The 12,369-nt window shown below is 35.5% G+C and carries 7 protein-coding genes and 1 tRNA gene; 7 read left to right on the forward strand and 1 reads right to left on the reverse strand.

The annotated features are described in order from the left end of the window. The first annotated feature begins 202 nt into the window (after positions 1 to 202). The 7 genes from DR980_RS08220 to DR980_RS08250 are packed head-to-tail and all read left to right on the forward strand — an operon-like array spanning position 203 to position 11,887. On the forward strand, positions 203 to 1,561 hold the full coding sequence (locus tag DR980_RS08220; RefSeq protein ID WP_113634897.1) for a sugar porter family MFS transporter: 1,359 nt from the start codon (positions 203 to 205) through the stop codon (positions 1,559 to 1,561). Then, positions 1,524 to 3,128, forward strand: a complete 1,605-nt coding sequence (locus tag DR980_RS08225) for a glycoside hydrolase family 32 protein (RefSeq protein ID WP_113634898.1) — start codon at positions 1,524 to 1,526, stop codon at positions 3,126 to 3,128. Before DR980_RS08220 ends, DR980_RS08225 begins: the two co-directional genes overlap by 38 nt. A gap of 25 nt (positions 3,129 to 3,153) precedes the next feature. After that, the gene (locus DR980_RS08230) at positions 3,154 to 6,258 is read left to right on the forward strand and encodes a SusC/RagA family TonB-linked outer membrane protein (RefSeq protein WP_113634900.1); all 3,105 of its coding nucleotides are present in this window, start codon (positions 3,154 to 3,156) and stop codon (positions 6,256 to 6,258) included. Between the two features lie 22 nt (positions 6,259 to 6,280). After that, positions 6,281 to 7,972 carry a RagB/SusD family nutrient uptake outer membrane protein gene (locus DR980_RS08235; RefSeq protein ID WP_113634902.1) on the forward strand — a complete coding sequence of 564 codons (1,692 nt, stop codon included), beginning with the start codon at positions 6,281 to 6,283 and terminating at the stop codon, positions 7,970 to 7,972. Positions 7,973 to 7,991: 19 nt separating this feature from the next. Next, complete coding sequence (locus tag DR980_RS08240) at positions 7,992 to 9,389, forward strand: DUF4960 domain-containing protein (protein ID WP_113634905.1); 1,398 nt, start codon at positions 7,992 to 7,994, stop codon at positions 9,387 to 9,389. Between the two features lie 21 nt (positions 9,390 to 9,410). Then, positions 9,411 to 10,967: a glycoside hydrolase family 32 protein gene (locus DR980_RS08245; protein WP_113634907.1), complete on the forward strand. Its 1,557-nt coding sequence runs from the start codon at positions 9,411 to 9,413 to the stop codon at positions 10,965 to 10,967. A 23-nt stretch (positions 10,968 to 10,990) separates the two neighbouring features. Continuing rightward, positions 10,991 to 11,887: a carbohydrate kinase family protein gene (locus DR980_RS08250; protein WP_113634910.1), complete on the forward strand. Its 897-nt coding sequence runs from the start codon at positions 10,991 to 10,993 to the stop codon at positions 11,885 to 11,887. A gap of 380 nt (positions 11,888 to 12,267) precedes the next feature. Here DR980_RS08250 and DR980_RS08255 read toward each other — a convergent pair. Beyond that, positions 12,268 to 12,340, reverse strand: a tRNA-Met gene (locus DR980_RS08255). Positions 12,341 to 12,369 lie beyond the last annotated feature (29 nt).

The following is a 12,369-nucleotide window of genomic DNA, read 5'->3' on the forward strand; positions in this document are numbered from 1 at the left end:
TATCAATTTTAAACGTAATGTAACAAAATCGAAACTACACGGTTTTCGTAAATAAACTTTAATTTATGTAAACCCCTGTAAATAAAGCTCTTGTTGTTTAAATGTCAAACCATCAATAATTGTAGAATTAAATTGTAACATCATTAAAAATAAGTTGTTTTTATTGCGAATATCTTAGCAGCAAGTTTTTAATACTTCTACAATGAATAAGATATTGATTTGGTCTGTTACTGCTGCATTGGCAGGTTTTCTATTCGGTTTTGATACCGTAGTTATTTCTGGAGCTGATAAACAATTACAGCTTCTTTGGCATTCTTCTGATGCTTTTCATGGATCTGTTGTTATGGCAATGGCGCTTTGGGGAACAGTAGTAGGTGCTATTTTTGGAGGAATCCCAACCAATAAAATAGGTCGTAAAAAAACACTGTTCTGGATTGGGATTTTATATTTCGTTTCTGCTGTTGGTGCTGCTTATGCAAACGATCCATATGTTTTTGCTGCTTTCAGATTTTTAGGAGGGTTAGGTGTTGGTGCTTCAACTATTGCTGCTCCTGCTTATGTTTCTGAAATTGCTCCTGCAGATAAACGAGGTCGATTAGTAGCTTTGTACCAGTTTAATATTGTCCTGGGAATTTTAGTTGCTTTTATCTCCAATTACTTTTTAAAAGATATTGGTGAAAATGCATGGCGTTGGATGATTGGAGTTCAGGCTTTTCCATCGATTATCTATATTCTTTTTATACTTACAATCCCGGAAAGCCCAAGATGGTTAATATCTAAAAACCGTGATGAAGAGGCTCGTAAAGTATTGTTCCAAATTGATCCATCTGCAAAACTCAGTGACATCATGGATGATTCCAGAGAAAATGGTGTAACCAAACATGAAAATATTTTCATGAAAAAATACCGTTTTCCATTGATTTTGGCTTTCCTTATTGCCTTTTTTAATCAGTTTTCAGGGATTAATGCCTTTTTATATTATGCACCAAGAATTTTTGAAGAAGCAGGTTTAGGACAAAATACAGCCTTATTAAGTAGTATCGGAATCGGGATTACGAATCTTATATTTACTTTAATTGGAGTGGCATTAATTGACAAATTAGGAAGAAAGTTGTTAATGTACATTGGTTCTGTTGGATATATTATTTCCTTAGGTTTAGTTTCGGCTTCTTTTTATTATGATTGGGGAGGATTGTCAGTACCTACTTTTCTTTTCTTATTCATTGCTTCCCACGCCATTGGTCAAGGAGCTGTAATCTGGGTATTTATTTCTGAAATTTTTCCAAATCATATTCGTGCTTCAGGACAAGCTTTTGGGAGTTCAGTGCACTGGGTTTTGGCAGCAATTATTCCCTCTTTAATTCCGATGTTGTTTACAGAAATTGGTCCAGAGGTTGTTTTCTTGATTTTTACATTGATGATGGTATTGCAGCTTTTGTTTGTAATATTTATGATGCCTGAAACCAAAGGAATTTCTTTAGAAACTTTAAGCGAAAATCTAACTAAAAAATATACCAAAAAAAATGAAATCAAAGAAACATCTACCGCTGGTACTTTGTAGTGCTGTGCTACTTTCAATAGTAAGTTGCAAAACCGCTTCAGTTTTATCGCAAACAACTGCTGATACAAAAGGGGCTACCGAAGAGCAAATGTACCGTCCTAATTTTCATTATACACCAAAGAAAGGTTGGATGAATGACCCTAATGGAATGTTCTATGCTGACGGACAATATCATTTGTATTATCAATATTATCCTGATGGAAATAAATGGGGGCCTATGCACTGGGGACATACCACTAGTAAAGACATGATTAAATGGGAAGAACAACCTATTGCTATTTATCCGGATAAAGATAAATATATTTTTTCAGGAAGTGCTGTTGCAGATATAAACAATACATCCGGTTTAGGTACTGGAAAAACAGTTCCAATTGTGGCTATTTACACTTTGCATGATATGACAAAGGAAAAAGAAAACAAAATTGATGTAGAGCAGCAGGATCTGGCTTATTCGAATGACAATGGTTTTACATGGCAGAAATTTGAGGAAGGAAATCCTGTTGTGAAAAATCCTGGAATTCGTGATTTTCGTGATCCAAAAGTAACCTGGGATAAAACCCATAAACAATGGGTAATGGTTTTAGCTGCTCAGGATAGAGCTCAGTTTTATAAATCTACAAATCTTAAAAACTGGGAATACTTATCTGATTTCGGAAAAAACATTGGAGCTCATGGAGGTGTTTGGGAATGCCCTGATTTTTTTCAAATAAAAGTGGAAGGTTCAAATGAAACAAAATGGGTTTTAATTCAGAGTTTGAATCCAGGTGGAGCTAACGGAGGATCGGGAACACAATATTTTATTGGTGATTTTGACGGAACAACTTTCAAACAAGATGTCAATTTTGCTCAAAGAGTAGAAAAGGAAAAAGCAGTTTGGTTGGATTATGGAAAAGATAATTATGCGGGAGTAACCTGGGATAACATTCCCAGTACAGATGGCAGAAAATTATTTATAGGATGGATGTCTAATTGGGATTATGCACAGCAAGTTCCCACATTTGCTTGGAGAGGGAGCATGACTATTGCACGTGAAATTCAGTTAATAAAAAAAGGAAATGAATATAGCTTGGTTAGCAATCCAGTAAAAGAAATCAATAAATATATTTCTAAAACTATTAAAGAAAAATCATTAAAAGGAAAAGAAAAAATCTCGATTGTAACAAGTGAAAAAATAGATTTGACTAAAGCAATTGTAAATTTTGATTTAAAAAATCTAAAACAAGATACTTACACTTTTACGCTTTCTAATACTGCTGGAGAATCTTTGACTTTCGGAATTAATAATTCAGATCATTATTTGTTTTTAGATAGAACCAAATCTGGGAAAACGGATTTCTCTGAAAAATTTGCATCTACAATTACCAAAGCAATTTTGGATGGAAACCAAGAAGAAGCTGTTTTTAAAATTATTTTGGACAAAACATCCATTGAAATTTTTTACAACAATGGCGAAAAAGTAATTACCGAAATCTTTTTCTCAAACCAACCGTTTACTGAACTTTCTGTTTCTTCAAATCAAGGAATTGAATTGAATGACATTGTAATTAACCAATTAAATATAAACTAAAACTAAAAACCAAAACCATTAACTTATGAAAAGTAAAATTATTTATTTTCTGTTTTTCTTCTTTCCAATGCTGATGATGACAGCTCAGGAAGGCGGAATTAAAGGAACGGTAATTTCGTCTGATGACGGAATGCCGCTTCCAGGAGCTACTGTACTTATTTCTGGAACTTCCATAAGTACAACCACTGATTTAGATGGAAATTTTTCTTTTCTGAATGTAAATTCAGATGCTACAATTGTAGTTTCTTTTATTGGATATGCATCTCAATCTATTTTAGTTAAAAATCAAAAATCATTCAATATAAGCTTGCAAGTTGATGACAATAAGCTGAATGAAGTTGTTGTTACGGGATATTCCAAACAAAAGAAAAGTGACATAACCGGAGCTGTTGCTGTTGTAGACATGAAAGATCTAATGAAACAGCCAGAACCGAATCCTATCAAAGCTTTACAAGGAAGAATTGCTGGGGTTAAAGTATCTTCTGATGGTTCTCCAAGTGGAGGAAATACTAAAGTGGTTATTCGTGGAGTGGGAACCCTGAATAATACGGATCCTCTTTATGTAATTGATGGAATGCCAACAAAATCAGGAATGCATGAATTGAACCCGAATGATATTGAAACGATTCAGGTTTTAAAAGATGCTTCTTCAGCCAGTATTTATGGATCGAGAGCCTCAAACGGAGTGATTATCATTACTACCAAAAAAGGGAAAGCGGGTAAAATGAGAATTAATTTCAGCACCTATTCTTCTTTTTCTGATTATTCAAGAAAGCTGGATGTTATGAACGCCAATCAATTCGGTCAGGCATTATGGCAGGCAAATATCAATGACGGACTTAATCCGAACAATAATAATTTACGCTATCAATTTGACTGGACGGTAAATAATAACAAACCACAATTAAATAAAGTTTTGGTCCCTGAATATTTAGATGCTGATCAGACTCTGAAAGCTTCAAATACAGACTGGTATGATGAAATTTCGCAAATAGGAATAGCCAATTCGTATGATTTGTCAGTTTCAAATGCATCAGACAAAGGCAATTATGTTTTTTCATTGGGATATTATGGCAATGAAGGTGTTGTGAAAACAACTGATTTCGAAAGAATTTCTGCAAGAATGAATAGTTCATATAAATATTTTGACGGTAAATTGGTGATTGGTGAAAATTTTAGTTTCAACCGTACTAATGAAGTTTCAGATCCTGGTGTTTTAGATCCTGCACTTCGGGCTTTGCCAATAATTCCGGTACGTACCGTTGATGGAAAAGGCTGGGGAGGTCCAGTAGGAGGAATGAATGACAGACAGAATCCAGTTCGTTTATTAGAATATAATAAAGACAATAAATATGATTATTTACGTCTTTTTGGAAATATGTATGCTGATTTAGAGCTTATTAAAAATCTTCATATCAAAAGTAGTTTTGGTCTTGATTACGGATTTTACAAAAAACGCACCTTACAAAGAAGTTATAAATCAGGTTACCTTCAAAATGATCAAAATTCAGTAACCATTGATCAGTCGCAAAGCGATAAATGGACTTGGACAAATACAGCTATTTATAGCCTGAATTTCGGAAAAAGCAATTTAAACCTAATGGCAGGAACAGAAATGTATAAAGATGTTTTTGAGACAAATTCCTTACGTAAAAACGACTTTTTAATAGAAACGCCTGATTATATGTATCCGGATGCAGGAACGGGAGAATCTTTTACAAGCGGCACTTCAACCAACTATTCCCTGCTTTCTTATTTCGGCAAAGCGGATTATGAGTTCGATAACAGGTATTTGCTTTCGGCTACAATTCGTCGCGATGGTTCTTCACGTTTTGGTAAAAACAATCAATACGGAACTTTTCCAGCGGTTTCAGCGGGATGGAGAATCAGCAATGAAAATTTCATAAAAGACAAAGCACCTGTTATTTCTGATTTAAAATTAAGAGCTGGTTGGGGACAAACAGGAAACCAAGAAATTAGTAATACCGCGGTTTACTCACTTTATTTAGCTAGTTATGCTGGCGGAAATCCTACATGGAACACTTCTTTCGGAACAGCTTACGATATTGCTGGAAACGGAAATGGTTTACTGCCATCAGGTTTTATAGCTACACAATCAGGAAACGATGATTTAAAATGGGAAACAACTACACAAACTAATGTTGGTTTAGATTTTGGATTATACAAACAAAAATTAAGCGGATCTGTTGATTATTACATCAAAAAAACTGAAGATATCTTGGTTTTACCACCCTATTTAGGAGTGATTGGCGAAGGAGGAAACCGTTGGGTGAATGGTGCGTCGATGGAAAATGAGGGATGGGAAGTTTCTTTAGGATACCGCGATGAAACTTCATTTGGTTTGAAATATGACATTTCTGCGAATGTTTCGGCAAACAAAAATAAAATTACAGCATTACCTGATGAAGTTAGAAATAATTATGGAGGAAATGGAGTTGATGATAATATTTTAGGGCGCCCGATTAACTCGATGTACGGTTATGTTACTGACGGATTGTTTAAAAGTCAGGACGAAGTTGATAACTCAGCCAATCAGGATGGAAAAGGTCTTGGAAGAATCCGTTACAAAGATTTAAATGGTGATGGAACTATTACTGACAAAGACCGAACTTGGATAGGGAATCCAAATGCAGGTTTGCTTTACGGATTTAACTTAAACCTATCGTATAAAAACTTCGATTTTAACACTTTCTGGGAAGGTGTAAATGATGTTGATGTAATTAATAATACAAAATATCAAACTGATTTTTGGAGTGTTGATGATGTTGGGTCTAATAAAGGAACTCGTTTGCTGAATGCCTGGTCTGTGGATAATCCAAATTCAACCATTCCGGCTTTGACAACTGTAGACAGAAATGCGGAATCAAGATTTTCTACTTATTATGTAGAAAACGGAAACTATATAAAACTTCGTGTGCTGCAAGTGGGATACAGTCTGCCAAAAGATGTATTGAAAAAGACTAGCATCGAAAGTTTTAGATTTTACATCAGTGGACAAAATTTATTGATTATTAATGCTAAAAATTTCACTGGTGTAGATCCTGAAAATGCTGGATTTGGATATCCGCAGCCAACGACTTTTACAGCTGGGCTTAATTTAACATTATAATAAAAGATTAAATCGAAAAAACATGAAAAAAATAATATATATAGCAGGGTTTTTAGTGATGGGAATCATCTCTTCCTGTTCTGATTTTTTGGAAACTAACCCGCGTGGAGTATTATCTGAGGATGATATTGTTACACCAGAAACAGTAGAAGGATTTATGAATGCTGCCTACGCACAATTAGGGAATGATCACTATGATTCGCCTTACAGTTTGTGGCCTTTTGGAAATGTTCGTTCTGATGATGCTTATAAAGGAGGAAGCGGAACAAATGATATTCAGAATTTTCACTTTTTTGAAGTATCGAATAATATCAGACCTGATTTTGGTGAACTAGACAATTTTTGGTACATCAGTTATGTTGGAGTTTCCAGGGCGAATAAGGCTTTGAAAGCTTTGGAGCAAATTTCGGAAGCCGATTATCCGTTGAAAAAAAGACGTATTGCCGAAATGCGTTTTTTGAGAGGACATTTTTATTTTATGCTGAAAATTATGTTCCGAAATGTACCATACATTACAGAAGATATTCCTGTTGAAGATTATAAAACGATTTCAAATACTGCAATTCCAAACGAAGAACTTTGGAATAAAATTGCAGCAGATTTTCAGGCAGCAGCCAATGATTTACCTGAAACACAGCCACAAGTTGGGCGTGCTACACAAAAAGCAGCTTATGCATACTTAGCCAAAACACGTTTGTATCAGGCTTATACACAAGACGAAACATATGATGTTATAGGAATCAATACGCAGCATCTTCAAGAGGTAATTACTGCAACAGATAAAGTAATTGGAAAAGCATCTTTGGAACCTGATTTTGCCAATAACTTTTTGCCAGGAACTTTTGAAAACGGTTCAGAATCAATTTTTTCTATTCAATTTTCAGATAACGATGGGACTTTATACGGGAGGTTAAATTTTTCGGATGTTCTTTCTACTCCTCAAGGATTGGGATGCTGCGATTTTCATAAGCCAAGCCAAAATTTAGTAAATGCTTTTAAAACAAGCGCTAATGGTTTGCCAGAATTCGACACTTATAACAATCAGGATTTTGATTATAAAAATATAGATGCCAATACTGTTGATCCGAGATTGTATCATACAGTTGCAATGCCAGGTTTGCCATACAAATACGATCCGGAATATTTATATGTTGAAGCATGGGTAAGATCTCCGGGAACCTATGGTTATTTTGCTTCTTTAAAGGAAAATGTAGCGCCAAGCTGCAGCTGTGTTGTAAATATTGATCCCTTTTATGGAAATTCAAAAAACAGAATACAAATTCGTTATGCCGATGTGATTTTGATGCGTGCTGAAGCTTTGATAGAATTAGGAAGACAAGCCGAAGCTTTACCGTTAATCAATCAAATTAGAGAGAGAGCGGCTCAAAGTACAGGAAGGCTTCCGTATGTGAGTAACTTTAAAATCAATAGTTATGTTGATGGAGTTAACTGCAATTGGACAAAAGATTTTGCCCGTAAAGCATTGCGCTGGGAACGTCGTTTAGAATTGGCTATGGAAGGAAGCCGCTTTTTTGATCTGGTTCGCTGGGGAGTTAGTGATGAAGTTATGAATGCATTTTATGATAAAGAAAAAACAAAACGCAGTTATTATCAAGATGCTTTTTTTGATGCACGTAAAGAAGAGTATTGTCCGATTCCGTTAAAACAGATTAATTTTAGTCAGGGATTATATAAACAAAATCTAGGGTACTAATCCATTTAAAAACAGCAATATGAAAAAATTTATATATAAAATCTGGATGCAGGCGTCTTTGATATTGGCATTGCTTTTCATGGCAACAGCTTGCGAAGACAGTTTCGAAAATGGTGGTTTTGAGATCAATTCACCTTCTAATGTCATTTCTTTTAATCTAAAGGGAACAGCAGGAGAAATTGATCAGAAAACAGGGAAAATTAATGTGACGATGTCTTACGGATCCGATATTACAGCTGTAATTCCTGAAATTGTTTTGGAAGCAGGCTCAACATCGAATCTTGATTTAACAACTCCCATCAACTTTACAACTCCGGTAAAGTTTAGAGTGATAAACGGTAATTTATATAAAGATTATACTATAACTGTGGCCGTTTTGAGTCCAATTAAGAGTTTTAAAATTAATGGAGTACCAGCAGTTATCAACGATGTCAGCAAAACGATAACTATGACTTTACCGGAAAATACTAATTTAACAGCACTGAAACCCGTAATCGAATTAACGGATGGTGTATCTATTTCGCCTACTTCAGGAGCAACGGTTGATTTTACAAATCCGGTAACTTTTGTGGTAACGTCTAATGGAAAAAGTGTTAATTATACCGCTAATGTAGGAGTACCAGTTACAGGTTTAGTAGTTGCCTTTTTGGGAACTGCTGCAACAAGAGCCGAAATAACAAATATGGATGAAATTACAGCTTCAAACTGGCTGTTTGAAAATTTCACAGGAGCCAAATATATGTCTTTCGATAGTGTTTTAAACGGTGCCGATTTAAGTGATGTAGATGTGATTTGGTGGCATTTTGATTCGGCTGCTAATTTGCCTTCTGTGGCATACAATCCTGTGGTAACAACAGCACTGAAAAGTTTTAGAACTAATAAAGGTAATTTATTGTTAACTTCATTTGCTTCTCAATATGTTGATGCTTTAGGAATTGTTCCTTCAGGAAAAGGACCTAATAATGTTTTTGGAGATTTTCTTCCTAACGGATTTGTAGATGGAAATTCATGGGGGATGTCATTTGTAGGACATGAGAATCACCCAATATTTGAGGGCTTGGTGACTTACGAAACAGGAAAAGCTAATTTACTGCAAAGCGGTACTTTTAGATTAAATCACACTGCTTGGTGGTTTTTACCGGAATGGGGTGGCTACGGAAACGGTGAAGGCTGGAGAAATCAAACCGGAGGAACAAACTTAGCCAGCGAAGCTTGGGATAATGCTCTTGACGGAAGAGTTACCATTGCTGAGTTCCCGAACACAGGAACCGATAAAAATGTAGTCGTGATTTCGATGGGAGCTTATGATTGGTATAACGAAGCTAATAGTAGCGGCGTGCCAAGTCAAGCAAATGAGTTTATAGGCAATATCAAACTTATGACACAAAACAGCATCAATTATTTAGCTGAGAATTAATCTAATTTGAAAACAATAAAAATGAAATATAGAAACATAATAATACTGACTTCCATTTTCTTTTCAGCAGTTTCCTGCAGTCAGGAAGAAACGTATATTGGAGGTTCCATTTCAGGTGGCGAGTCAGAAATGACAGGTGTTTACCCCGCACCGCCTTCACAATGGATGGGCGGAACAGATCCATATTACAGTGCAGGCTATACAGGGGATATTATGCCTTTTTTTGACAACGGAAAATTCCATATCTATTTTCTTCACGATGCCCAGAATAAACCTGCGGGCAAGGGTTTTCATGATATCCATAAATATTTAAGTACTGATTTGGCTCATTTTACTTATGAAGGACAAATGATCCCATACGGAAAAACTACTGATCCTGATTTTGCCATTGGCACTGGGTCAGTTGTAAAAGTTGGGAATCTTTATTATTTCTATTACACTGGTCACAATGGGACACCGGCTTTTGTGCAGTCAAATGCTAGAGAAAGCGTTTTGTGTGCTACCAGTTCTGATTTGAATAATTGGACAAAAGTTTCTTCTTTCAAGGTGATAGCACCAGCTGGGTATTATGATTATGATTTTAGAGATCCTCATGTGTTTTATAACGATGAATTAAAGAAATATTCGATGTTAGTAAGCACACAAACGGAACCTGGCAGAAAAGCGGTTTTACTGCATTTTACAAGTGCTGATCCAGCTTCAGGAAAATGGGATGTACAAGCTCCAATTTATACCACAAGTCCTGAAGAAAATTATTTGATGATGGAATGTGCTGATATTTTTAAAATGGGTAATTATTGGTATTTGATGTTTTCAGAAAACTGGAGCGGTAATAAAGGAACGCATTACCGAATGGCAGCATCGATTAACGGACCTTGGTTGACACCAGAAAATGATATGATTGACGGTGAATATTTTTATGCAGGAAAAACAGCTTCTGACGGAAATAAAAGATATGTTTTTGGCTGGAATGCCAGAAAAACACCTGAAAATGATTTAGGAAATAAAGATTGGGCAGGAAATATGGTTGCTCATCAGTTAGTACAAAATTCTGATGGAACCTTAGGCACTCAGGCATTACAGTCAGTAAAAGATTTGTTTTCTAAAAAGACTGCTAGTGCAGAGGTTGATGAAACGTCAGGAAATGCTACTGCAAACAATGGAACTTATACTTTGTCAGGTTCAACAGAAAAAGCCATGATAACATTTAAGCCTATTGGAAAAAAAGCAAAAATAAACGCAGAAGTCACATTAGGGAAAACAAATGGAACAGCTGGATTTGTTTTTCATACCAATGATACTGGAAGTTATTACAAAATTGTTTTTGATATTGGAAAGGGTAAAGTTATGGGTTATAATTCGGCTTCCCAGGAAACTACCCGAATGCCATTTAAATTTCAAACGAGTACGAAATATGATGTTGAAATAATTACTGAAGGAAGCATAGTTGTACTTTACATTAATGGAAAAGTAGCTTTAACCAATCGCATTTATGCAAGAGATAAAAATAGATGGGGATTAATTGCTGAAGGACAAAATGCTATAATTACAAATCTTCAGGTTACACAGCCTGAATAACATTACTTTAAAATATTTTTAGAATGAATAACGGAAAAAAACTTAATGCAGTGGCCTACGGAGAGGTACTTTGGGATGTTTTTGCCAATGAAAAAAAGATTGGTGGCGCACCGCTAAATGTGGCTTTGCGCATGAAAACATTAGGTTGCGAAGTGGCTATGATCAGCTGCGTAGGAAATGATGAGGATGGAGAAGCAATTATCAGTCAGGTAAAAAGCTTAGGACTTAAAACAGATGCTATTATTAAATCAGAAGATTTTCCCACTGGTTTGGTAAATGTTACCTTAAACGAGCGTGGTTCGGCAAGTTATGAAATTAGTTATCCATCGGCTTGGGATAAAATTGTATTGAATGATTTGGCCAGAAATTCAGTTAATAATGCTGACGTTTTAATTTATGGCAGTTTAGTTTGCAGAGATCAGGTTTCAAGACAAGCACTGGAAGAATTGCTGGAACTAAAAATCTATAAGGTTTTTGATGTTAATTTGAGAAAACCTCATTATTCGTATGAAATGCTGGAACAATTAATGCACTCGGCTGATTTTATTAAGTTTAATGATGAGGAATTGTTAGAAATTACCGCAGCCATGGAGTCTCCGTTTACCAGTTTGGAAGATAATATGAACTTCATAGCAGAAAGAACCAAAGTAAAGGCTATTTGCGTAACAAGAGGGAAACACGGGGCTTTGTTAATGTGGGAAGGTCAACTCTATGAAAATGAAGGGTATCCTGTTGAAGTAGCTGATACAGTAGGAGCAGGTGACTCGTTTTTAGCGGCATTAATAGCATCATTACTTACTGGAATAGCTCCACAAACAGCTATTGATTTTGCTTGTGCAGTAGGAGCATTAGTAGCTGAAGCTCCTGGGGCTAATCCCGAGATTTCGAATTCTAGAATTGAAAATTTAATGATAAGGTAAAAGTGTAGTCCTCAAAAATATTTTTAAATAGCCCATTTTTATGGGCTTTTTTTAATATTTAGAAAGCACTTAGGATTTTTGGTGGTTTATATGAAACTTTTCTCGAACCACTTCATTAAGGAAGAGAAGAAGTTAGGTTTAAAATAATGACGTAGCTCTTTTGGAATAAATCACTGGTTGCTATAGTAAAGTAAACATAGAAGCTAAAATGAGAATCCGAAATTTAGTGTTTCCAGAAGGATTGTCCATTAGGGCAGAGAATAGGGAATATCTAACCAAAAAAGTTAATGGAATTTTTGGCATGGTGACAGTAATGACAGGACTTAACGAAGGTGTAAAAATGAAAAAAACCATCAATAAAATTGATGGTTTTTTCTTAGTAGCGGGAACAGGACTCGAACCTGTGACCTTCGGGTTATGAGCCCGACGAGCTGCCTACTGCTCTATCCCGCGATGTGCGTTTTGTAATCTCAATAAGGCTA

Source organism: Flavobacterium psychrolimnae (assembly GCF_003312425.1).
Lineage (GTDB): Bacteria > Bacteroidota > Bacteroidia > Flavobacteriales > Flavobacteriaceae > Flavobacterium > Flavobacterium psychrolimnae.